This window comes from Pontiella agarivorans, assembly GCF_034531395.1.
Classification (GTDB): Bacteria; Verrucomicrobiota; Kiritimatiellia; order Kiritimatiellales; family Pontiellaceae; genus Pontiella; species Pontiella agarivorans.
The window spans coordinates 1,033,337-1,056,988 of sequence record NZ_JARVCO010000010.1 but is presented as its reverse complement, the minus strand read 5'-3'; the positions used below and the strand labels follow the sequence as shown (position 1 = coordinate 1,056,988).

Here is a 23,652-nt window from a genome sequence, read left to right as displayed (position 1 = left end):
CTTCCGGATTTTCCGGTTGAAGCGAGGGATAGGGTATGCTGATTGAAACCGCCGAACAATTGAATGATGCCATAGGTAATGGACGAGCCGCTGAATATATTGAGCAGGAGGAATCGCGCCTGCTGCGCGAAGTCGAAAGAATTGCAGACCGGATCACTGAAAAAAATCATGCCCTGAAATGGGTCTGGCTGGCCGGGCCGTCATCATCGGGAAAAACGACCTTCACCCGTATGCTGGGCAGCGCCCTGCACCGGCGCGGCATCAAGACCCATGCGATCAGTCTCGACAACTACTTTGTCAATCGCGAGCTCACCCCGAAAAACAGTGACGGTGAATATGACTATGAGCATCTGGAGGCCGTTGATCTTTCTCTGCTCGAACGCCACCTCGATGAACTGGGCCGGGGGAAAACAATCGAACTTCCCCACTTTAAGTTTCTGCATGGCCGGCGCGAATTCCGCGGAAAGCTGCTGAATCTGCAATCCGATGAACTGGCACTGATTGAAGGCATACACGGCCTCAACCCGCGTCTTACCTCGTTTGTGAATCCGCTGCATTCATTCAAAATATACATCTGCGCACGAACCGCGCTGAAGCAGGATCGCAATGCCCGCATTTCCACAACCGACAACCGCCTGCTGCGCCGGATGATTCGCGATTTCAACTATCGCGGCCACACTGTTGCAAAAACCTTCACACTGTGGCCGGCCGTGCGTGCCGGCGAGAACCAGTGGATCTTTCCGTTTCAGCCGTTGGCCGACCTGGAGTTCAACTCGGCACTCGGCTATGAACTTTCCGTTTTGAAACCGCTGGCCGAATCCCTGATCCGGCAACTGCCGGCATCGCATCCCGGCCATAAAAAAGCTCAGGAGCTGATGCAGCTCCTGAGCAAGTTCCAACCCCTGGAAAAATCGATGGTTCCAAAGAACTCGATTCTCCAGGAGTTTATTGAATCGCCGGATTAATCGTCCAGGTTCACCACAACGAATCGGGAGACCCGGCCGTCGGTAATCAGGAAGAGAATGCGATGACCTTCATTTTCCGAAACGGCTTTTTTGAAGGCTTTGACCGAATCGATCGGCTTGCGGTTGACCGTGGTGATTACCTGTCCGGGCTGCAGTCCGGCGTTCCAGGCCGCACTGCCCTGCTCAACCTCGGTGATGATCACCCCTTCGATATCCTCATATCCCATGCGGCGGGCGGTATCGCCTTCCATACTTTCCACTGATATACCGAGTTTATCAAAGGTGCTGTCGTCAACCTGAACCGCGCCGGAATCATCGCTTTCCATCTCTTTCGTGATGGCTGAAATCTCGATATATTTTCCGTCGCGGAACACCTTCAGCTCAATTTTTGAATTCGGCGGGGTATTGGCAACCCGATTACGGAAAGCGTGCAGTTTCACAACCGGCTTCCCATTCATTCCAACCACAATATCGCCGCCTTTAATCCCGGCCTCTTCGGCCGCAGAACCCTCAACCACCTGATTGATCAGCACACCGCCTTTCTGCTCCAGTCCGAACGTGGCTGCGAGATCTTCATCAACCTCCTGCAGGTAAACACCGAGCACGCTGCGCGACACCTTGCCGTATTTGATGAGTTGATCCTTGATATTGACCGCCTGATTGATGGGAATCGCAAAACCGATGCCCATGTAGCCGCCGCTGCGGGTATAAATGGCGGTGTTAATGCCGACCACTTCACCGTCAATATTCAGCAGCGGCCCGCCGGAATTTCCCGGGTTGATCGCGGCGTCGGTCTGGATAAAGTTTCCATATTCGGCAATATTGGTTTCATCCCGTCCCTTGGCGCTGACAATGCCGGCGGTGATCGTCTGCGAAAGACCGAAAGGATTCCCCGCAGCAATCACCCATTCGCCCACCCGCAGTTCATCGGAATTACCCAGAGAAACCACCGGAAGCTCGTCGTCGCCGTCAATCTTGATCAGCGCAACTTCAGTTTTAGGATCGGTACCGATCAGCTGAGCATCAAATTCCCGGCCGTCGCCCAGCGTGACCGTGATTTTATCGGCATCGTTCACCACATGGTTGTTGGTGAGAATATAACCGTCTTTCGAAATAATAAAACCGGAACCCTGACCGCGCTGATGATATTCGCGCGTCTCCGGCCCTCTCTGATAGCCGCCGTAACCGCGCCCGAAAAATTCTTCAAACGGATTCCGGTATTGACTCGCCGGCATTTCCACAGTGGTTTCTACATCAATAAAAACTACCGCAGGCAGAGCCTCTTCGGCCACTTCAGCAAATGCATTTCCCGTCTGCTCCAGCGCAGCTTTTCCGGCCTCCGCCGGTACAGCCCCGAATAATGCAACAGCCGCAACACCGGCCGTCAGGTATTTCACAACACGCATTCTATACTCCTTGTCGTTTATCGGTTTTCAAAGACGGAGTTTTAGAGTGCAGCCCAGTTGATTTGTTCAAAGAAAGATTCCGGCTTTTCAAACATCCGGAACATCAGCGCCAGCTGAAAAGGAGATCGTTTGTATTTCCGGTCACGTCGTACAACCCGGTGGAAACTGCACCTGTTTTTCGCGATGCCCGTATGTCGTTGATTTCAACAAATCCGTCGTAGTCGGTATCGAGCACCACCTGATATTGTGCACCCCATGGATCTGTAAAAACGCCGGCCGTTTCGCGCTGCGATTCCAGAAAAACAATTTTTGCCGGATTCAGTCCTTCATCTTTTCCGGTGATGACACGGAAGATGCCGGCGCTGTCGCTGTAATCTTCCAAACCCTGGAACGAATCGGGCGCGGGCAGCTTTCCATATTTATTGAAGTAGGCCATCACACCGGTTTCGATGGCCTTCATTTCCACATGCGCTTTAGCCTTCTTTGCACTGATTCGTGCGGCACGGAGCCCTTTGGAGCCCAGCGTGAGCAACAGGCCGAGGATAACCATAACGACCAGCAGTTCAATTAATGTGAATCCACGCGTTTTCATAATCCGTATCCTGCACGGGAGGGATCGATATTGTCCGCGTCATCCTCCGGATCAATCCCCTGCGAAAAAACAGAATAGCCGAAGCGGTTGGTGCTGTACAGATAGGGTCGCCCCCACGGATCAACGCTCTGCAGATCCCCGTTGACGAATGGGCTCAGTACATTGGTAACCACCGCCACGGGCCCGACCGACGGCGGATAACTTCCATATTCCACGCGATACTCTTCGAGGGCATTACGGAGCAGTTCAATATCCGCTTTGGCCTGCCCTTCTTTGGCGGAACGCCGGGCCAGACTATATCCCCCGGTGCCGAGACTGATCAGAATACCGATGATAAGCAGCACCACCAGCAGTTCAAGCAACGTGAAACCGCCGCTTCCAAACCCAGGAAACTTCCAGGGCCCGGAAAGTTCCAGCCTCTGGAATTTTCCAGCCATTGGAAGCCTAGCGGGCAATGCCCTTTTCGGAAGCTCGGCAGAATTCGAGCAGGTGAACGATTTCGGGCGTCTGCTCCACGTCGGCCTCAATACGGTCGAGGGCATCGGACGTGTTGAGTCCGTCCTGGCGATAGAGAATACGGTACGCTTCTTTAACGGCCTTCCGTCCCTCTTCCGAAACCCCGCGACGCTCCATGCCGATGCGGTTGAAACTGCGCACGGCAATCGGGTCGCCGTGTCCGATCATGTAGGGCGGAACATCCTTGGTGATCTTTGACATGGCACCGATATAGGCCATAGACCCGACCCGCATAAACTGCACAATGCCCACTGAACCTTCAATGGTGGCATAATCTTCAATGATCACATGACCGGCAATCTGGCAGGCATTCACAATCACCACGCCGTTACCGATTTCGCAGCAGTGTGCAATATGGGAATAAGCGAGAATATGGCAGTCATTACCGACGACCGTATAGGCACTGTCGTTCGTGGCGGCATTGACGGTGACGTATTCGCGGATCGTATTATTGTCCCCGATTCTCACACCGGGATTGCCGCCTTTGAATTTGAGGTCCTGGGTTTTTCCGCCGAGCACGGCAAAAGGAGAGACGGTGTTGTTCCGGCCCAGCGTGGTATTCCCTTCAATCACCACATGTGAGATCAGCCTGGTGCCGCTGCCGATAACGGCTTCGGCACTGACGGTGCAGTACGGCCCGATGACGACGTCATCCGCAATCTGAGCCCCATCGGCCACAATGGCGGTCGGGTGGATATCCGCCATGGTTTACGCCCCGTAGCCGAACATCAGCTCGGCCTGACTGGCAATTTCCTCTCCGACATAGGCTTTGCCGGTAACGGTCGCCATGCGCGAACGCATGCGGGTGATCTCAATTTCCATGCGCAGGCAGTCGCCCGGCACCACTTTGCGGCGGAACTTGGCTTTATCGATTGCCATGAAATAAGCAATGGCTCCTTCGCGATCCTTGACTTTGTTCAACAGAATGCCGGCAACCTGAGCCATGGCTTCGAGCTGCTTCACCCCCGGCATAATCGGTTCGCCGGGAAAATGGCCCTGAAAGTAGGGTTCATTGAATGTAAGGTTTTTGTAGCCGACAATCTTCTGGTTCTCCAGATCCAGTTCCACGATGCGGTCAACCAGCAGAAAGGGATACCGATGCGGCAGAATCCCCATAATATCGTTAATGTCCATTACACTCATGACGCTCTCCTTGTGTTAATAAAATTAGCGTTAAACGCTAGGGATTAAAGGCCCTCTATTCAACATTTTTCTGTTCGGCCGAAAGGCGGTCCAATTCCGGACAGCCCTGGGGCACACTCCAGGCATACGGAAAGGAGCTGCACTGCTCCGGACGCGCTTCATACACCCGGCAACGGTCCCCTTCGAGAAATTCGCAGCTGCCGTCGGCCTGATCCAGCAGCGCAAGTTGTTTTCGGTTCGGAGCCAGACGCGTGTGTTTTTCAATGAATTCGCCTTCGCTCAATCCCAGGTGATCGGCCATGTTCTGAATATCCGAATCCGTCAACAGCACAAAACCGCCCCAGCGGCAGCAATCTCCGCAGCCCGTGCACCGGAATTCCTTTAAAACTTCACGATTTAACATTGAACGGCTCCCCTTCAAAAGCGTCTGATTTCGTTGACATTCATGTCCGCAGCGAACACTATGCGCCCTTCATGCCGCATGTACGCCGGTGCGGTGTATTAGTTGAAACTCCAAGAAAGGATCAAGAACGATGTTCGACAATTTGGTAAACAAGAAGACCTTGATGATTCTTCCGATGGCCGCCGCCCTGCTTATGATCGGTTGCAAGGAAGACGACGCAAACGCAGCACCGGCTCCGGAACCGGTTGACCTCAGTGCAACAGAAGACCTCTTTGCAGAACCCGTACAGGCCAATCCGCTGACTCAGGATCCGACCGCGGTTGTGGTCCGTGTAAACGGTGAAGATATCACCCGCGGCGAAATCCTTGAAATGATGAATATCGCCATGCAGCAGCTGCAGGGCCGTGTGAATCCGCAGCAGCTTCCGCAGATTCAGGGACAGATGTACGAACAAATTAAAAACGACCTGATCACAAAAAAGCTGATTGATGCCGCCGTTGCCCAGGCCGATGTAACCGTCAGTGCTGCCGAAATTGATGAAGCTATTTCCTCTTTGCAGGGCCGCATTCCCCCGGGACAGACCCTCGAAGCCGCTCTGGCCGCACAGGGCACCACCATGGAAGAGCTGAAAGAGAATATCGCCAACGATCTGAAAACCCGCAAATTCCTCGAAACCAAAACGGTAGGCGTTCCCGAGGCTACGGCGGAAGAAGCTCAGGAATTCTACGATTCCAATCCGCAGAACTTCGAAAAACAGGAAAGCGTTGCTGCTTCCCATATTCTGATCAAAACCGATACCGCAACCAACGATGTGCAGAAAGCCGAGCTTAAAGCGGAGCTTGAACAGATCCGTGCCGACATCATTGCCGGAAAGATCTCTTTCGAAGATGCCGCATCCACACACTCCGGCTGCCCGAGCAAAGCTCAGGGCGGATCGCTCGGCACCTTTGGAAAAGGACAGATGGTTCCGGAATTCGAAGTGGCGGCTTTCACGCAGGAAGTCGGCGAAGTGGGCGATATTATTGAAACGCAGTTCGGTTATCACATCATCAAGGTCACTGAACGCTCCGAACCGGGAACGGTTCCGTTCGAAGAAGCCAAAGAACAGATTATGGCTTATCTGAGCGGCCAGAAAAAACAGCAGGCAGTGCAGGAATACATTAAAAGCCTGCGCGACAGCGCCACGATCGAAGAGATCCAGAGCTGATTCGGTTTAATAACCCGACGTTCAAAAACACCCTGTTTCCACGCAGGGTGTTTTTTTTGTGTCCTCACCGGTAAGGTTTCCGCAGCACTTCCGAACATTGGAAAATTCAACCTCTGGAGAATCCGATGTATACGCTTTATAAGGAAACAACCGTCAGCACCACGATGAAAGAGGCCTGGAACTTTATCCGCTCCCCCGCCAACCTCAATCACATCACCCCCGATGATATGGCATTCGAGATCGTCTCGGATCTGCCTGATCAAATGACCGAAGGCATGCTGGTGGAGTACCGGGTGCAACTTCCACTGTTTGGAAAAACCCCATGGCTCAGTGAACTCAAGCACATTGTTCCCGGCACCTCGTTCGTGGATGAACAGAAGATCGGTCCTTATAAACTCTGGTATCACTACCACGAAATCCGCCCCGTGAAACAGGGGGTAATGTTCATCGATCGCGTGACATACGAAGTCCCTTTCGGCCCGGTCGGCAGACTGGCCCACGCCCTTTTCATCCGCAGAACCCTTGATCGTATTTTCGCGTTCCGGGAAGTGCGACTCCGCGAATTACTCGGTTCAGAAAGCATCATCAATCTGCATGCATCAGAAAAAGTGCAGGCCGGCTGAAAGGTTTAACCCTGCACTTCGAACAAAAGCTGTTCGCCCGAGGCACGGGGCCGAAGGCACTTCACAAAAAACAAGGAGATGTACCATGAAGATGTATCGAAAAATGATGGCCGTACTTGTGGCATTCTGCGCCATGACGGTCGGAGCATTGGCCTCCCCCCTGTATTACACCATTCTGCATGCACTGGACGAAGACACCATGGAGGTGTTCCGGGATGGCGGACAAGGCTCGCTGAGCATCTCGTGGGACGGAGGGGAAACCTTCAAAACCGTGTCGAATTTCCGCTTCGATCGCTACGGCCGTGCATTTGCCCGGACCTATGCCCTCAACCATGCGCCGGACGATGCCCCGCTCAAACTTGCGGCCCGCTTTAACGAAAGCGATAAAGGCCAGCCGCTGAATACTGAGGCGGAGACCACCGTCGGCGCATTTAAAGAGGAACTGATGCCCTATAAACGCTACCGTTGGCTGACCTATGCCCCGGTTTATGTGGGCTATGAAAATCTGCCGAGCATTGCGGAAATCGCCATCAACGACGGCCGCTTCACCAAGCTCGTCGCCGCCGTGGTACAGGAAGGCCTGGCCGAAACGCTGAGTCTGCCCGGTGACTACACGGTGTTTGCCCCAACCGATGATGCTTTTGCGGCACTGGGCCTGACCGACGAAGAACTGCTCAACCTGCCGAATCTCAAGGAAATTCTGCTCTATCACGTTCTGCCTGCCGCTCTGAACGGCGATGCGGTTGCTGTCGAAACCCTGCTCGAAACCCTGCTTGAAAAAGACGTCAATGTGTCACTCAACGGCGGCGATCTGTTCATCAATGATTCCAAAGTCATCATTGCAGATATCGAAGCGTCCAATGGAATCATTCATGTAATCGATGCCGTGCTCCTTCCGCCCACCCTTCCCTCCATCGTCGAGATCGCCGTGAATGACGGCCGCTTCGAAACACTCGTTGCCGCAGTACAGAAAGCCGGTCTGGTGGATGCGCTTAACGGGGCAGGTCCACTGACCGTGTTTGCCCCGACCGACGATGCCTTCGCCGCCCTGCTGACCGCGCTGGATATCACCGCCGAGGAGTTGCTGGAAAATCCGGATCTTGGAAACATCCTGCTTTATCACGTGGTGGATGGACGATTGGACGCGGCGGATGTCGTGATGAAGGAACGCCTCACCACCCTGCTCGGAGAAGAGGTTAAGGTGAATGTGACCGCAGACGGGGTTTTCATTAACAATTCCAAAATCATCATTACCGATATCAAAGCAGAAAACGGCATCATTCACGTCATCGACACCGTACTGATTCCTGAGGAAATGCCGGATCTCGTGGACACTGCGATTGCCGCCGGTCAGTTTACCACGCTGGTCAGTACCCTGCAGGCCACCGGTCTGGATGAAGTGCTGCGCGGCGACGGACCGTTCACGGTATTTGCGCCGACCGACGATGCCTTCGAAAAACTGCCGTCGTGGCTGCTCAACTTCCTGGTCCGCAATCCGAAATATCTTGAACAGGTGCTGCTCTACCATGTGGTTCCCGGCGACCTGAACGCCGAAGAAGTCTTTGCCGAACGTTCACTCAAAACCGCCAGCGGCCGCACCATCTACCCGCGACTGAAAAACGGGGTGCCCTACATCAACCGTTCCGAAGTCATTGCCCCGGACATCGAGGCTGAAAACGGCACCGTTCATGTCATCGACACCGTACTGATTCCCTGGTTCTGATACGGATCCCATCAACATCAACGCACGTTTACTCCCTTGGCGTGCACCGGGTGCGGCTTCCGGACATTGGAAGCCGCACCTTTTATGGTGCAAGCATTTGCCATTTACCCCTTCAGGAAATAAACTGGCGTTATGACTGATCAAGAAATAGCGAATCCCGAAGAGTGGATTTCTGAACACGGTGACTATCTGTTCCAGTTCGCCTTTGTGCGCCTGCGGAACCGGGCGGCCGCCGAGGACGCGGTTCAGGAAACCTTTCTGGCCGGTTTCAAGGCCCTCGAACGATATGATGGAAAAACGCCGGTGCGATACTGGCTCCGCGGCATTCTGCGGCATAAGGTGGTGGATTATATCCGCAAAGCCTCACGCGAAGTGGCGGTGGATGACGCCGACGGCAAAGAAATCCTCGACAGCCTCAAATTCAAGGCCTTCGGCATTCCGACTCAGCATCCGCCGGAATGGAAATTCGATCCGGAACATGCTTATCAGCAAAAAGAATTCTGGGAAGTCTTCTACGGGTGCATGTCCAAACTTAAGGACGTCATGGGTCAGGCGTTCACGCTCCGGGAACTGGAGGGATGGACCACAGAAGAAATCTGTAAGGAACTGAAACTGAAGCCGAACAATCTGTGGGTCGTCCTCCATCGCGCCCGGACACAGCTCAAAGGCTGCCTGGAAGCGAACTGGACGAGATAAACGGAGTATCAAAACCATGATTGCCTGTAAACAAGTTGCAAAAGCGCTGGCGAACCACCGCTACTATGAACTGCCGTGGTGGCGCCGTATACCGATGTTTATTCACATCAAGCTGTGTGTCATGTGCGGAGAATATCACTCGCAGGTCGTGGATATGCAGAAGGGGATGAAAAACTATCTCGAACACGAAGAGGCCGGCGATGTCGAACCCGCATTCCACCTTTCGGATGAGGCCCGGAAAAGAATGCAGAAGGCCCTTCGGGATTCCGAATGAAGACCCCGTCAGAAAAATCCGCCGGCCGTCCCGGCTTCAGCATCCCCCTGCTGTTCATGCATCTTGCATGCGCCGGCGTTTTCTTTGTCCCCGGCGGCTGGCCGGCATTCTTCATTTTCGTCCTCATGTACGTACTGCATGTTTTTGCCCTGACTGCGGGATATCACCGCTATTTTTCCCACAAGACCTATCAGACCAGCCGCACCTTTCAGTTTGTGCTTGCCCTGCTCGGCACCACAGCGGCACAGCGCGATCCACTCTGGTGGGCGAGCCACCACCGTATGCACCATATGAATTCCGACACGGAAGACGATGTACACTCCCCTCGCCATCACGGCTTCTGGTGGGCGCATATCGGCTGGGTCATGAACCGCCAGCTGTGTGAAACCGACCTGAACCGGGTTAAGGATTTTTCAAAATATCCGGAACTGCTGTGGCTTAACCGCCACCCCTATATTCCCGCTTTTGCTCTAGCGATCCTGCTGCTGGGCGCGGGCAGTGTATTGAACCTTCTTTTCCCGACGCTCGGCGTGTCAGGCTGGCAGTTTGTTTTTTACGGTTTTTTCCTGAGTACGGTTGCCGTTTACCACGTGACCTTCTGTATTAATTCAGTGGCCCACCTGCACGGCCGGCGGCGCTACGATGTCGCGGACGACAGCCGCAACAACTGGGTCCTCGGTCTGGTGGCCATGGGCGAAGGCTGGCACAACAATCACCATCGCTATGCCGTCAGCACGCGGCAGGGCTTCCAATGGTGGGAAATCGATTTAAGCTACTGGATCCTGCGGGCACTGCAGCGGGTCGGCCTGGTGTGGGGAATCCGTGAGCCACCCCGCAGTGTGCTGACAGAAAGAAAGCCCTGATGGAAACACTCCCGTATTTTTCCCCCATGCTGCTGCACGGTTTCATCGGTTCTTTCACGGCCTTCTCGCTGCTGTGGATCATACAGGTTATAAGGCGCGATGCCGGCGTGGTCGACATCGGCTGGACGGCCGGCGTCGGCGTCATGGCCGTCTATGCGGCTATCATCGGCGAAGGCTGGCTGCCCCGCCGCATCCTGCTCGGAACCATGGGCGGCCTATGGTCACTGCGCCTCGTACTGTATATTCTCAGGGATCGCATACTCTGTGAAAAAGAGGACTCGCGCTACCAGCGACTCCGGGCCCACTGGGGCCGGAAAGCCCATGCCTGGTTTTTCATTTTTTTCACCTCGCAGTCGCTGCTCGTGGTTCTTTTTGCCCTCCCTTTTCTCGCCGGAGCCTCCAAAACCATGCCGCACCTGTCCATTTTCGATCTGCTGGCTCTGCTCACATGGCTGACCGCGATGGGCGGCGAGTGGCTGGCGGACTACCAGCTGGCGCAGTTCCGCCGAAAACCTTCCAATGCCGGAAAAGTCTGTCGTGACGGACTGTGGAACTGCTCGCGGCATCCCAACTATTTTTTCGAATGGGCCCACTGGTTTGCCTATCTCTTCCTCGGCGTCGGCACGTCCGGATTCGCCCTCACACTGATCGGTCCGTCGGCCATGTATCTGTTTCTGATGAAGCTGACCGGGATTCCGCACGTGGAACGCGAATCGCTGGCCAAACGGGGAAAAGCCTATCGCGAATATCAGGAAACCACGCCCATCCTGATCCCCTGGCCGAAAAAGAAAAAAACCGCGTAAGGTTTCTCCCTCCGCCTCGAACACGCAGCACTGGAGATTAAATATGATTGATTTAATGGAACTTGCTGAAAAAGGACGCATGCCGGATGCGGCAATTCGCGCAGGGATACGAAAGCTGCTGAGAGACCGCATCAAAATGGAATCGAAGGCATCGGCGGCCGACCAGCTCGAATCCGTTTTCCGGTTCAGGGATATGATGGATCGGGCTCCGGTGGCAGTAGCCACAAACACAGCCAACGAGCAGCATTATGAAGTTCCGGCCGATCTGTTTCAGCTCTTCATGGGAGGACATCTGAAATACAGTTGCGGCTACTGGCCGGTGGCCGAAAACACCCTGACCGAATCGGAAGAAGCCATGCTGGAGCTCACCTGCAGACGGGCCGGCCTGACTGACGGCATGGATATTCTCGAGCTGGGCTGCGGCTGGGGTTCCCTCTCCCTCTGGATGGCCCAGCAATACCCGAATTCGCGTATTGTGGCGGTATCCAATTCCCGGACGCAGAAAAAATTTATTGATGCCCGCGGCTTACCGAATCTGGAAGTCATTACGGCCGATATGAATGACTTCATGATTGCGCAGCGTTTCGACCGCGTTGTTTCCATCGAAATGTTTGAACACATGCGCAACTGGCCCGAGCTGCTGCGACGAATCAGCAACTGGCTTAAAAATGACGGAAAACTGTTCGTTCATATTTTCGTCAACCGCGAGCTGGCCTATCTTTTCAACGACTCCGGCGAAGTCAACTGGATGGCGGAACACTTCTTTCAGGAAGGGATGATGCCTTCCGAAAACCTGCTCACACTCACCAACCGCAATATGGTGGTGAACCGCATGTGGCGCGTGAATGGACAGCACTATGCCAAAACGCTGCGCGCCTGGCTGGACCGCATCGACATAAATTCTCAATACGCCATCGCCGTACTCGAACGCGCTCTCGGGGCGGAGGAGGCCCGGTTGCAGTTCGGGCGGTGGCGCATTTTCTTTATGGCCTGCGAGGAACTGTTTTCATTTGAAGGAGGCGAGGAATGGTACGTTGCCCATTACCTGTTGGAAAAACGCTAGGAATTATCGTGATCGGAGCACTAACCATGACCGGCTGCACCAGCCAATCAAAAGACCGCTCTCCCGACTGGTCTCGAAACACGGCAAAAGTTCAGGAAACAGCCGACCTGTCCCCCATGGATGCCGCGACCGAAAAAAAGGCCCTGAAACGCTTTACTGATTTTTATGCGGAATACAGCTATGACGCCATTAAAGAAGGCGTTCGCGGCCTCTATGCCGACGAGGCCTGGTTCGGCGATCCCTTTCATATTGTGGAAGGCATCGATAACATCGAACACTATTTTCTGGTGATGGCCGAGCCCGTCGAATCCTGTACATTCACAGTGGATTCCATACAGCGCAGCGGCATCGATTATTTTGCACGCTGGACCATGGAACTCGAATCGAAAGCCGCCCAAGGGGAGCAAATCAAAACCATCGGCATTTCGCAGGTGCGCTTCAACCGAAGCGGAAAGATTGTCTTCCAGCAGGACTACTGGGACGCAACGGCTATGATGGACCGGCTGCCCATCGTCGGATACTGGACGCGCCTGGTGAAAGACCGTATTGAGAAAGGACTCGAAAAATGAACTATGCCGCACTGCTCACCCTCACGCTCGGCCTCGCCGGATGCTCTACCGCAGAAAAGGAGAATCATGTGAATTCAATATATGACATTGCCGCGGAAACCATTTCCGGCGAAACCGTAAAACTGGAAGCCTACAAAGGCAAAGCACTGCTTATCGTCAACACCGCCAGCAAATGCGGTTTTACCGGTCAGTATGACGGCCTGCAGACCCTCTATGAAACCTACCGGGATCAGGGTTTCGAGATCCTCGGGTTCCCTTCCAATGATTTCCTGAAGCAGGAACCGGGATCGAATGAAGAGATCGCTTCGTTCTGCAAACTGAACTACGGCGTAACGTTTCCGATGTTTGGAAAAATTTCCGTCAAAGGAAACGATCAGCATCCGCTTTACACCTATCTCACCTCAAAGGAAACCAATCCCGAGCACGGCGGAAAAATTTCGTGGAACTTCAACAAGTTCCTGATATCCCGCAGCGGCGAAATCGTCGGTCGCTTCGGCAGCCGGACCAAACCGCAGGACACCGCCCTCATCGCGGCCGTTGAAAAGGAGCTGAACACCCCATGAAACTGAAATGGATCGGACTGTGTGTCCTGCTGATTGCAGGATGCAATTCAACCAAAGACCTCGATGTGATTTCCGGTTTCGAACCGGAACGCTACATGGGCGTGTGGTACGAGATTGCCCGTTTCCCCCACGGCTTTGAAGAAGGCATGAGCAATGTAACAGCGACCTATTCCCTCAACCAGGACGGCAGCATCAGTGTCATCAACAGAGGTTACATCGATGAAAAGCAGGAATGGAAAAAGGCCGAAGCGCACGCAAAACTGAAAGGGCCGCCTTCCGAGGGCTGGCTGAAAGTCAGCTTCTTCAAACCGTTTTACGGTTCCTATAAAATCATCTCTCTCGATGACGACTATTCGCGCGCCATCGTAACAGCGGGGTCCTATAACTATTTGTGGCTGCTCGCCCGCGAACCGCAGCTTACCGAGGAAACGTATACCGCCATGGTTCAACGCGCAGGCGAACTCGGCTTTGAAACCGGCAAACTGATTCCCGTAGACCAGTCGCAGCACATTCAATGAAACAACGGATCCAGACCGCACTGCTTGCCCTGTTGTTCTGCAGCACCGCTTATTCGGCCAACGTTGGCGGCATCGAACTGCCTCCGGCACGCGACGGTCTGCAGCTCAACGGCGCAGGGCTGTTGCGGAAAGGTTTTATTTTCAATATCTATGTCGGGGCGCTTTATGTGGCCGACACCAATCACGTGGCCCGGATCCTGACCGACGTACCGAAGCAGATTGATATTCATTATTACCGCGATACCCCGAAAAAACATATGATCCGCGTGGCCAATCAAACGCTGAAAAAAAACCTCGCCCCGGAAACGTTTGAACGGCTGCTTCCCAGAATTGAAATGCTGCACAATGCCTTCCGAGACGGACGAAGCGGCTCCGTGGCTTCAATTCTTCACAAGCCCGGAACCGGTCTCATTTACGCGTTTAATGATGAAACGGTAACGACCATTTCCGGCGATGATTTTGCAAATGCCTACTTTGCGGTCTGGCTGGGCGAACGACCCAGCAGCCGCAGTATGAAACGAGCAATGCTCAACCGGAAATCCCTATGAATAACGGAGTGAAAAAAATAGCCGTAATCGGCTCGGGCGTTGCAGGGCTTACGGCGGCACATATTCTGCAGCGGAAACACCGGGTGACGCTGATTGAAGAAAAAAACCGGCTCGGCGGCCATACCAACACGGTCACGATTTCCGGCGGCCCCGATGCCGGAACGCCGATCGACACCGGTTTCATTGTAATGAACCACCGCAACTACCCCCTCTTTTCCAAACTGCTGGCCAAACTCGATGTTGAGCTGCGCGATAGCGATATGACTTTCGGCTACTACGACCGCCCTTCCGGTCTGCAGTATTGCGGCACCGGCCTCAACGGCCTCTTTGCCCAACGCCGGAATCTGGTTTCTCCGATGTTCCTGCGGATGGTGAAAGATACCCTGCGCTTTTTTAAAACGGCCGAAGCGGACCGCACTCACCCCGCACTGGCCGATGAAACCTTCGGGGATTACCTGAACCGGAACGGATTCGGACAGGCGTTTATTGACCATCACATCATTCCCATGGGCTCGGCCATCTGGTCCACCCCCTGCGAAGAAATGCTTCAGTTTCCGGCTCAGAGTTTCCTGCAGTTTTTTCATAACCACGGACTCCTCACCCTCAATGACCGTCCGCAATGGCGCACCGTCGTCGGCGGCAGTTCATCCTACATAGACAAAATGAAACAGGAGTGGAATCAGGTGGAAATCCGGACCGGAACCAACATCTCCGGTATACGGAGAGATCACGGAGTTCAGATTTTTTTCGGCGGGATTGAAGCGGAGTCGTTCGACGAGGTTATTATCGCCACGCATGCCGATGATGCGATTAAACTGCTGCGCGATCCTTCCGCCGAAGAACAGGCCCTGCTCGGCTGCTGGCAGTACACGGTCAGCCGCACCCTGCTGCATACCGACCCCTCCGTCATGCCGCCGCTGCGCAACGTCTGGAGCTCATGGAATTTCCAACGTTTGGAAAACCAGCGTACCTGCCTGACCTACGACATGAACCGCCTCCAGGGATTGGAAACCGAAAACCCGTATTTTGTTTCGCTGAACCTGCCCGAAGAACCTCAAGGCATTATTGCCGAGTTTAATTACACGCATCCCATGTACACCCGCGACGCCCTGAAAAGCCGCAATGCGCTTAAAGCCCTCAACGGCAGCAACCACACCTGGTTTGCGGGAAGTTATATGGGCAACGGGTTTCATGAAGATGCCGTGCGTTCAGCCGTCGAAATCGCCAACGCCATGGGAATGGAACTGTGAAGAGCCGGATCTACAGCGGAAAAATGAGGCACGCGCGGCGCTCTCCGGTACGTCATGAATTTACATTTCCATTCTATTTCTACGCCATTGACCTGAGTGAACTTCCGGCACTGAACCGACAGGTTCGCGGCTTCGGGTACAACCACTGGAAACCGGTCAGTCTCCGGGATTCCGACTATCTCACCGGAGCCGGCGGTTTCCGGGAACGTCTTGCCGAATATATCGACGTATCCAAGGTCGAGCGCATTGTGCTCGTGACCGTTGCCCGCTTCATGGCCCGGGTGTTCAACCCGGTCAGTTTCTACTATTGTCTGAATGCCGACGACCGGCCGGTCTGTATGGTGGCGGAGGTCAACAACACCTTTAAAGAGCGGCATCTCTACATCATGAAATCCGACGGCACCTTTCCCGTAAAATGCCGCCACAGCAAACGCTTTCACGTCTCGCCCTTCAACCCCATGGACGGCCACTATGAATTCACCTTTTCCGAGCCCGGCGAGCAGCTGCGCATCGGTATCCGGCTGATCCGCAATGAGCAAACGGTTCTGGATGCCGCCCTGTGGGGGACCGGCCGGGAACTAACGACTTCCAACCTCTGGAAAACGGTACTGCCCCATCCCTTCACCGCCGCCCTCACCATGCCGCGCATCCTCGTCCAGGCCGCCATTCTCCACTACAGAAAGAAACTGCAGGTTTTCCGTAAGCCCGCACCCGCAGATCCGAACACCATCAAAGGAGCTGCATAAGATGAATACATTGGAAAAAGCCCCCCTCACCGCTCTGGAACAGCGATGCTTTAACCTGATCGACGGACACCTGAAAAATATCAACCGGGGCCATTTGGTCATCGAACGGCCGGACGGTACCGAGCATCATTACGGCGACCGGACTCCGGAAAAACGGATTCGTGTGATTCGCCATCGTTTTTTCAGCCGTCTCGTTCTCGGCGGCAATATCGGGCTTGGCGAAGCGTGGTCCGACGGCGATTGGGACAGCAATGATCTCACAGGGGTTCTGGAACTTTTTATCCACAACATCGACGCCCTGAAAAAAAGCGGGCTGACCACGGCCATCGCTAAACGTGTTGTTCACATGGTCGGACATGCGAAAAATAAAAATACGCGCGAAGGCAGCCGCCGGAATATTCACGCGCATTATGATCTGGGCAACGCCTTCTACCGCCTGTTCCTCGATCCCGAAACCATGATGTATTCCTGCGCGATTTTCCGGAATCCGGAGGACTCCCTGGCAGCGGCCCAATTGAATAAAATGGACACGCTGATTGAACACGCTGCCATCCGACCGGAACATCACATCCTGGAAATCGGCTGCGGCTGGGGCGGTTTTGCCATCGAAGCGGCCAAACGTACCGGCTGCCGCGTCACCGGCATAACCCTTTCCGAAGAGCAGTACAATTTTGCCCGGAACCGTGTACACTCGGAAGGACTGGAGAATCAGGTGAACATTCAGCTGCAGGACTACCGCGATCTTGACGGACAGTTTGACCGGATCGTTTCCATTGAAATGCTGGAAGCAGTGGGACACGCCTATTACGGCACCTTTTTCAAAACCTGCGATCAGCTTTTAAAACCGAACGGTCGCGTCGTGCTGCAGGTCATCACCATTCCGGATCAGCGCTACGATGCCTACCGCGCCAACCCTGACTGGATTCAAAAACATATTTTTCCCGGCGGCATGCTGCCTTCACTGACGGAGCTGAATAAGGCCATGACCCGATCCTCGCGGTTTACCGTCGAACAGCTTTCAAATATCGGAATCGATTATGCCGAAACGCTGCGCCGCTGGCGCTATGCCTTTGAAGACCGGAAACAGGAATTGCGGGATCTCGGATTCGACGAAGCCTTCCAGCGGAAATGGCTCTATTACCTCTGCTACTGCGAAGCCGGTTTCCAGACCCGTTTCACCAATACCCTCCACCTGACGCTGGCTCGTCCAGCGGAAGAGATTTACTGACCTTCCCCTGCACGCGTCGCATATTCGTATGCCGTGCGCGGCGAGGCGAATGAGGTGCCGTAGTACACTTTCCCGTCAAACTCCACCGTGCCGGAAGCATAGGTATCGGCAGCCGTGTTGGAATACCCCGCGACGTGACCGCTCCCGTCCGTAGCCGCGACCGAAACCGTGACCGGGTTCGCCGCCGGATTGACCGCCACATCCAGCCCGTCATTGCCGCTGGCCACAAAAATCGCAATCCCCTGCGATGCGGCATACTCCACCGCATTTTCCAGAAACCCGACGTCTTCATAGGTTCCGAAACTGAGGTTGATCACATCAACATCTGAAGCGAGAGCATAGTTGATGGCGCTCATGAGCACATCCGACGAAGTCATGCCGTTTTCATCAAATACCTTCACCGCCAGCACGGGCGCCCCCGTGTTACCGGTTTCTTCGCCCTGCGGCGTAATGGCGCCGGATGCAATGAGCGAAACCAGCGTCCCATGCCCGGTCGGATCATCCATTTCCCCGCCCGGATTCAGCGCATCCCAGGAACCGCGGATAAAGTCCATATCGGCATACACCGGATCGAGACCGGAGTCGAATACGGCAATGGCGGTTTCGCCGGGAGCCAGCCCCAGATTAATGCCGGCGTGCGTTCCGGAGATGGGAACGGTGGGCATAGCCGCATTCGAATAGGCCAGATTCGGCTCCGCCGCATCAACCCCTTCCAGAGCTGCCGCAATGGCCAGCGCTTCTTCAACACTGAGATCATCATTCAATCGAATCCGATAAATACCCGGCGGGTTAATCACTTCCACGACGGTCCCGTTCAGCATCCTCAGCAGCTGGCTGAGCTCTTTAACGGTTGACCCCTCCCTGAATCCCACCAGAATTTCGCCGCGCACATACTTCACACCGTTGGTGCCCTCCACCACATCCAGCACACGACCGGGTTCGGAAAGACGTTTTGCGGCCGAAGCCCGGTCTCCGAATACACGAATCGAGGAAACCTGATAAAATTCGCCCAGCGGACTGTTTACGCGTTTCCACTGCACCGAATAACTGTTCGGGCTGACGAGCTGGGCAATCAGGCGCTCCACCTTCGCCCCCTCCCACTCACCGGTTACCCGCCCGAGTTCCAGCGCGGGATCAATCAGCACTTCGGCCCCCCGCTGTTCAAACAGAAAGAGAATTTTTGAAAGCGGCGTACCCTCCGACTTCAGCCACGCCTCTTCACCTTCAATCCGCAACGTAGCCGCCTGAACCGAAAAAACCAGCAGCAGCGCTCCAATGACCGGGAAAATTTTCATCATGAGAGCATAACGTCCAGCGGCGGGAAAACAATGCAGGAATGGGGTAATGCAGGACCGGAAGCCGACGCCTTCCCGCGCGGCTTCCGTCAGAAAATGTTCTATTCAGTGAGCTTCAGCCAGTCGAGATTAACCAGCTTGGTGCCGCCCCAATCCGGCTTGAACACCACCACCAGATTATGCACCCCGTCAATCGGCTCTTTGATTTCCGCCTCGATGGTTTCCCAGCGGTTCCATCCGCCGGTATGATGCACCGGAAATTCCGCCAGCAGTTTCCCCCACACATGATTCTGCCGGATTTCGAATTTCCCGAAGGTCTGCCCGCAGGCGATCCGGGCCTGGATTTTTTTCGCACCGGTAAAGTTTACGCGATCAAAACGGACATGGCTGTTCGGTTTCGTTTCGGTCACCATCCAGCCGCGATAACCGTCCTTTTCAAGGAAAGCCGTTTCGCAGCCGTTGATTTCATTATACCGATCAACCTGAATCAGCTCACCGAGCCCCGGCGTACCAATACCCCGAAGGGTCGGCTTCACCTTCAGAATACTGCCGTCTTTATGAAACTGCAGATAATCCGCCCGCATGGAGCGCAGTTTATTGAATCCGCTGATATCCCACCAATGATAGAACAGAATCCACTGTCCCTTGTATTTGGTGATGGAATGATGGTTGGTGCCGTTACCGATGTTGTCCATGATTTTTCCGCCGTATACAAACGGCCCCATCGGTGAATCCGATGTGGCATAACCGATCGTATACCCCTCCTGCGGGAAGGTATGCGCAAAGGTCATGTAGTAAATGCCGTTCCGCTTAAACATAAAAGAGGCTTCCTTATAGCCTGTCGGCAGATGCTCGATCTTTTTCGGCGGCGCGGCGATTTCCTTCATGTTGTCTTTCAGCGGGACCACAAACAGTTCATGTCCGCCGCCGAAATAGAGATAGGCCCTGTTATCATCATCGACGAACAGCCCCGGATCGATCCCCTTCACCCCCTCGATATAGTGCGGCTCCCATTCAAACGGGCCTTCCGGAGAATCGGACACCCCCACCCCGATACGGCGGAAAGCCGAACCATCCAGCGGAGCCGCCGGAAAATAATAATAATATTTCCCATCCTTTTCGATGCAGTCCGGTGCCCACATCGCAAATGAGTTTTTTTTACCCCACGGCACCTCATTCTGATCCAGCACCGGACCGACATCCGTCCACGTCGCCCCGCCATCGAGACGGAACATGCGATACCCCGGCATACAGAAATCGTTGGCCTTTCTTCCCTCCGGCGGAACCTGATCACTCGAAGGATAAATATACAGCGTATCATTGAAAACGCGGGCGGTCGGGTCCGCCGTATACATGTGGGTGACCAGCGGATTCTGCGCCATGGCACCTCCGGCAACAGCGGCCAGAACGAGAGCGGGGTATCGTATTTTCATTTGAATCTCCTGTTTCCTGAGAACTGAGAACGTAAACAGACAAGGTGCAACTGGCAATAAGAAATCGTCTGTCCGATCAAAAATATCGTTCCTTTCAGGTATACGAAAAAAAAGCCGCCGCCCGGTACAGGCGGAGGCTTCTCACAGATTCTGTATCATGTGACTATTCGTTATACGCCCGCACCTCAAAGATCCGGGCCGATTTATCGCCGTTGGTCCGCTGCACATGAATCCGGACTTTGGAAACCTCCAGCGACGGGAAACGGTGAATCCGACGACGCTGAAAATTATCTTCCACCTCAGCGACCGTCTGCCAGCGTCCATTCACCAGCACCTTCACCGAATACTCGCGAATACTTTCCGGCACAAAACGTTCACTCTCCTTAAATTCCCAGGATGCATGCCGCTTGTCATTTAAATCAGTATCCAGCGTCACATAAATGGCATTCATTCTTTTGGCCTGCCCAAAATCCAGTTCCAGCCACTGCGGCATCGGCTGCGCCGGATCAGACATCCACATGTTTTTCTTTTTCCCGACAATCCGGCTCATTCCGTTGATCACCTGTCCGGGCTCACCGCCGGCCATGAAACTGGAAGCGGAGACCGTTGCATGACGTGCCAGATCAGCCGGATCTTCATTTTTCAGACCGATAATATACTGGTCATCCTTAATCAGCTGTTGCTGCAGCTCCTTAATATAACTTCGGTATAATTCACGCGGATTGATCCCCTTCGCTGTACACATCGCCGCAGCGGTGCCCACCGCCTGACCCAGCACGCCCGTAGTGCCCTGAACGCGCACATTGCCCAAAGCCACATGGGTGGCCGAAACCTGGCGCCCGGCAAACAGCAGATTGTTAATATTTCTGGAATACAGAATGCGGAATGGCAGCGGATTGGCCGGAGCCTGCGTATTGAAATCAAACGGCCCCTCTTCCGACCAGATTCCCTTTGGATGGTGAACATCCAGCGACCAGCCGCCGGTGGCCACCGCATCCTCAAACTTCCGCGCAGAAAGCACATCGTCCTGCGTCAGAATATGATCCCCCACCAAACGGCGCGTTTCCCGCTTGGCATTGCCGATCGGGATAATCGTCAGACGATAGTTCGCCGCCTCATCCTTTACCGAAGAATAGTTCTTAATCCAGTTCCAGTAACTCAGGTTCAGAACAATCAGCTCGTCGCGCGTATTTTCCGGATCCCACAGGTCATCCGTTTCACCTACATTTTCATGCCACCAGCGTCCATAGGTGTGGCTGCCTTCAAATCCGTTGCGCGCCTCCAGATTTTTTCCATTCGGGCGCAGATCCCACAGCCACTCCGAACCGGAATACGGCTGCGGCGTTTTTTCCTTCTTCGTGTTGTACGACAGCGTATGCCCGGTCATCAGACAGCCGCTCATCGTAATATGGTCGGCCTGTTCCGGAGCGTGACTTTCGTTGAATTCCGACCGCGCCTCACGCCCATGACGATATTCAGCTCCGGCATAATACCCCAGCCAGCCATCGCCTGTGCAATCGATGAACTGTTTCGCGGTATAGCGGGTGCGCGAACCATCCACCATATTAAACGCCTTCACCGCCTTAATTGTACTTCCATCCATCTCCACTTCATTGACATGGGTATTCAGAAAAATCGTTAAGTTGGTTTCGGCCGCCGCCACCAGCTCTGCCCCGCGGCTCCATTTTCCGTGATAATTATAAGCCCGAACCCGCCCGATTTCCTCATTCAGTCCGCTCTCGCGCATATTCGGTTTGCCATGGTTGGCCGGTCCGGAAACCACCACCCCCAGCTCCAGGCTGTTGTTACCGCCGATCATTGGGCGATCCTGAATCAGCGCAGTTTTTGCCCCTGTTCGTGCCGATGAAATAGCGGCATTGATTCCGGCCACGCCTGCACCAACCACAATCACATCGTAGTCCCCTTTGAATGTTGCCTCCAGCGACTGACCGGTCAGTCGGGCGCGTTCGTTTTTATAGGCCTGCAGTTCCGCCGGCGGCGTATATTTTTCATCGGAAGTCAGCACGATCGCATCGCAACGGCCGTAAAACCCGGTCAGGTCATGCAGGGCCAGTGCGGCATCGCCTTTCTCCAGCTTCACCGTTCCGCCATCTTCCCAGACCCACTTTCCGCTCGCCTCGGCTCCGAATGTTTTTTCCAGCGTCTTTCCATTTACAGCAACCTTGAAAGTCCCCGGTGCATGCTCCTTCAGCCAGTTTTTCGACCGCACCCAGATCCGGTAGGTTCCGGCTTCCGGCACCGTCAATGTGGTCACCGCATCCTTCACCGGATTTCCGATACCGGCGGCCAGCAGATACGGGGAACCCATCTGCGGCACAAACTGCGTATCCATGCTCCAGCCGCCGTAATCGGAAAAATCCTCGGCATCGATCCAGATAAATCCGGGAACCGCCATCTCAGGAACACGCCGGTTTTTCTTCTCAAAAAACTGAGGAAATGTGCTGTCCTCACGCGCCACCTGATACGCACCTTCGTGATAGGAATCATAAACTTCCTGCGCACTCCATCCGCGACCCGCCACGCGGACCTCATCCATACGACCGGGCACGCGCGATTTCCCATCCGTCGAACCGATCACCAGGCTCGAGCGGCTTTTATCGATTTTTCCCGAAACCTTCTTTTCCGCATCTTTCACGCCGTCGGTATACAGCGCAAGCGTTTCACCGTCATACGTCGCCGCCACATGCGTCCACACACTGTTCGGCCACTCAGTCCGGCGGGAGGTCAGTTCAACCGCCTGCCCGTCGACCATCAGTTCAATCGAAAGTTTACCGCCCGGCGCAAACCGGAATGCATAGGACCCTTTTTTCGTAATAATTTCCGGATAGTTTTTGTAAGGCAGATTCCACATTTTCACCCAGGCTTCGACCGTAAGACCCTCCGCCGGACTCAGGCTGGAATCGTTACCGGCATTCACAAATCCGCCCGAATTAAACAGCAGACCGGCATTGTTTACGCCCTTATCCCACTTTACGCCCTGCGCAAAACCGATATTACCGTTGCCCGATGCATCGGTAATCTGCGTTCCGGTGCCGTCGTCAAAAGTCCACAGCCCCCGCAAATCCATATTCTCCGCACCCGCAGTCAGCACCAGGCCCGCACACATCATCCACACACGTTTCATCGCCACACCTCATTCAATCGTTGAAATTCAACATCCAAGGTATAAGCAATGAACAGACCGGAATACGTCCTGCCCCGCAG

At 54.4% G+C, this 23,652-nt stretch carries 25 protein-coding genes; 16 read left to right on the top strand and 9 right to left on the bottom strand.

What is annotated here, in order from left to right; translation table 11 throughout:
* Positions 1–35: 35 nt before the first annotated feature.
* Positions 36–965 carry a uridine kinase family protein gene (locus tag P9H32_RS11855; RefSeq protein ID WP_322609109.1) on the top strand — a complete coding sequence of 310 codons (930 nt, stop codon included), beginning with the start codon at positions 36–38 and terminating at the stop codon, positions 963–965.
* Here P9H32_RS11855 and P9H32_RS11850 read toward each other — a convergent pair.
* The 6 genes from P9H32_RS11850 to P9H32_RS11825 form a co-directional block, all read right to left on the bottom strand.
* Complete coding sequence (locus tag P9H32_RS11850; protein ID WP_322609108.1) at positions 962–2,371, bottom strand: DegQ family serine endoprotease; 1,410 nt, start codon at positions 2,369–2,371, stop codon at positions 962–964. The two genes, P9H32_RS11855 and P9H32_RS11850, sit on opposite strands and share 4 nt — an antisense overlap.
* A 103-nt stretch (positions 2,372–2,474) precedes the next feature.
* Positions 2,475–2,963: a type II secretion system protein gene (locus tag P9H32_RS11845; protein ID WP_322609107.1), complete on the bottom strand. Its 489-nt coding sequence runs from the start codon at positions 2,961–2,963 to the stop codon at positions 2,475–2,477.
* The gene (locus P9H32_RS11840; protein WP_322609106.1) at positions 2,960–3,400 is read right to left on the bottom strand and encodes a type II secretion system protein GspG; all 441 of its coding nucleotides are present in this window, start codon (positions 3,398–3,400) and stop codon (positions 2,960–2,962) included. The genes P9H32_RS11845 and P9H32_RS11840 overlap by 4 nt, the downstream gene beginning before the upstream one ends.
* Positions 3,401–3,407: 7 nt before the next feature.
* Entirely contained in the window at positions 3,408–4,184 is a 777-nt protein-coding gene (gene lpxA / locus P9H32_RS11835) for an acyl-ACP--UDP-N-acetylglucosamine O-acyltransferase (RefSeq protein ID WP_322609105.1), read from the bottom strand.
* A 3-nt stretch (positions 4,185–4,187) separates the two neighbouring features.
* Positions 4,188–4,622 carry a 3-hydroxyacyl-ACP dehydratase FabZ gene (fabZ, locus tag P9H32_RS11830; protein WP_322609104.1) on the bottom strand — a complete coding sequence of 145 codons (435 nt, stop codon included), beginning with the start codon at positions 4,620–4,622 and terminating at the stop codon, positions 4,188–4,190.
* A 55-nt stretch (positions 4,623–4,677) separates the two neighbouring features.
* The gene (locus tag P9H32_RS11825) at positions 4,678–5,025 is read right to left on the bottom strand and encodes a YkgJ family cysteine cluster protein (protein ID WP_322609103.1); all 348 of its coding nucleotides are present in this window, start codon (positions 5,023–5,025) and stop codon (positions 4,678–4,680) included.
* Positions 5,026–5,155: 130 nt separating this feature from the next.
* Between P9H32_RS11825 and P9H32_RS11820 the strand changes: the two genes are divergently transcribed.
* The 15 genes from P9H32_RS11820 (at position 5,156) to P9H32_RS11750 (ending at position 17,699) form a co-directional block, all read left to right on the top strand.
* A complete protein-coding gene (locus P9H32_RS11820) occupies positions 5,156–6,232 on the top strand; it encodes a peptidylprolyl isomerase (RefSeq protein ID WP_322609102.1) in 1,077 nt (358 codons plus the stop codon).
* 125 nt (positions 6,233–6,357) lie between these two features.
* Positions 6,358–6,855 carry an SRPBCC family protein gene (locus P9H32_RS11815; RefSeq protein WP_322609101.1) on the top strand — a complete coding sequence of 166 codons (498 nt, stop codon included), beginning with the start codon at positions 6,358–6,360 and terminating at the stop codon, positions 6,853–6,855.
* A gap of 85 nt (positions 6,856–6,940) precedes the next feature.
* Positions 6,941–8,578: a fasciclin domain-containing protein gene (locus tag P9H32_RS11810; RefSeq protein ID WP_322609100.1), complete on the top strand. Its 1,638-nt coding sequence runs from the start codon at positions 6,941–6,943 to the stop codon at positions 8,576–8,578.
* A 132-nt stretch (positions 8,579–8,710) separates the two neighbouring features.
* Positions 8,711–9,274 carry a sigma-70 family RNA polymerase sigma factor gene (locus P9H32_RS11805; protein WP_322609099.1) on the top strand — a complete coding sequence of 188 codons (564 nt, stop codon included), beginning with the start codon at positions 8,711–8,713 and terminating at the stop codon, positions 9,272–9,274.
* A gap of 16 nt (positions 9,275–9,290) precedes the next feature.
* Positions 9,291–9,548 (top strand): hypothetical protein, encoded by a 258-nt coding sequence (locus P9H32_RS11800; protein WP_322609098.1) that lies wholly within the window; start codon positions 9,291–9,293, stop codon positions 9,546–9,548.
* Positions 9,545–10,411, top strand: a complete 867-nt coding sequence (locus P9H32_RS11795; protein ID WP_322609097.1) for an acyl-CoA desaturase — start codon at positions 9,545–9,547, stop codon at positions 10,409–10,411. The genes P9H32_RS11800 and P9H32_RS11795 overlap by 4 nt, the downstream gene beginning before the upstream one ends.
* On the top strand, positions 10,411–11,214 hold the full coding sequence (locus tag P9H32_RS11790) for a DUF1295 domain-containing protein (protein ID WP_322609096.1): 804 nt from the start codon (positions 10,411–10,413) through the stop codon (positions 11,212–11,214). The genes P9H32_RS11795 and P9H32_RS11790 overlap by 1 nt, the downstream gene beginning before the upstream one ends.
* A 43-nt stretch (positions 11,215–11,257) precedes the next feature.
* The gene (locus P9H32_RS11785) at positions 11,258–12,277 is read left to right on the top strand and encodes an SAM-dependent methyltransferase (protein WP_322609095.1); all 1,020 of its coding nucleotides are present in this window, start codon (positions 11,258–11,260) and stop codon (positions 12,275–12,277) included.
* Between the two features lie 8 nt (positions 12,278–12,285).
* Positions 12,286–12,846 carry a nuclear transport factor 2 family protein gene (locus P9H32_RS11780; RefSeq protein WP_322609094.1) on the top strand — a complete coding sequence of 187 codons (561 nt, stop codon included), beginning with the start codon at positions 12,286–12,288 and terminating at the stop codon, positions 12,844–12,846.
* Entirely contained in the window at positions 12,843–13,409 is a 567-nt protein-coding gene (locus P9H32_RS11775) for a glutathione peroxidase (RefSeq protein WP_322609093.1), read from the top strand. Before P9H32_RS11780 ends, P9H32_RS11775 begins: the two co-directional genes overlap by 4 nt.
* Positions 13,406–13,927, top strand: coding sequence for a lipocalin family protein (locus tag P9H32_RS11770; protein ID WP_322609092.1), 522 nt, complete (start codon positions 13,406–13,408; stop codon positions 13,925–13,927). The genes P9H32_RS11775 and P9H32_RS11770 overlap by 4 nt, the downstream gene beginning before the upstream one ends.
* Positions 13,924–14,475: a chalcone isomerase family protein gene (locus tag P9H32_RS11765; protein ID WP_322609091.1), complete on the top strand. Its 552-nt coding sequence runs from the start codon at positions 13,924–13,926 to the stop codon at positions 14,473–14,475. The genes P9H32_RS11770 and P9H32_RS11765 overlap by 4 nt, the downstream gene beginning before the upstream one ends.
* A complete protein-coding gene (locus tag P9H32_RS11760; protein ID WP_322609090.1) occupies positions 14,472–15,725 on the top strand; it encodes an NAD(P)/FAD-dependent oxidoreductase in 1,254 nt (417 codons plus the stop codon). The genes P9H32_RS11765 and P9H32_RS11760 overlap by 4 nt, the downstream gene beginning before the upstream one ends.
* Positions 15,722–16,471, top strand: a complete 750-nt coding sequence (locus tag P9H32_RS11755) for a DUF1365 domain-containing protein (RefSeq protein ID WP_322609089.1) — start codon at positions 15,722–15,724, stop codon at positions 16,469–16,471. The genes P9H32_RS11760 and P9H32_RS11755 overlap by 4 nt, the downstream gene beginning before the upstream one ends.
* A 1-nt stretch (position 16,472) precedes the next feature.
* Entirely contained in the window at positions 16,473–17,699 is a 1,227-nt protein-coding gene (locus P9H32_RS11750) for a cyclopropane-fatty-acyl-phospholipid synthase family protein (protein ID WP_322609088.1), read from the top strand.
* Here the strand turns inward: P9H32_RS11750 and P9H32_RS11745 are convergent.
* The 3 genes from P9H32_RS11745 to P9H32_RS11735 all read right to left on the bottom strand — a co-directional run bounded on the left by P9H32_RS11745 (position 17,693) and on the right by P9H32_RS11735 (position 23,572).
* Positions 17,693–18,997 carry a S8 family peptidase gene (locus P9H32_RS11745; protein ID WP_322609087.1) on the bottom strand — a complete coding sequence of 435 codons (1,305 nt, stop codon included), beginning with the start codon at positions 18,995–18,997 and terminating at the stop codon, positions 17,693–17,695. The genes P9H32_RS11750 and P9H32_RS11745 overlap by 7 nt on opposite strands.
* Before the next feature lie 98 nt (positions 18,998–19,095).
* Complete coding sequence (locus P9H32_RS11740; protein ID WP_322609086.1) at positions 19,096–20,427, bottom strand: family 43 glycosylhydrolase; 1,332 nt, start codon at positions 20,425–20,427, stop codon at positions 19,096–19,098.
* A gap of 163 nt (positions 20,428–20,590) precedes the next feature.
* Positions 20,591–23,572: an FAD-dependent oxidoreductase gene (locus P9H32_RS11735; protein ID WP_322609085.1), complete on the bottom strand. Its 2,982-nt coding sequence runs from the start codon at positions 23,570–23,572 to the stop codon at positions 20,591–20,593.
* Between the last annotated feature and the right edge of the window lie 80 nt (positions 23,573–23,652).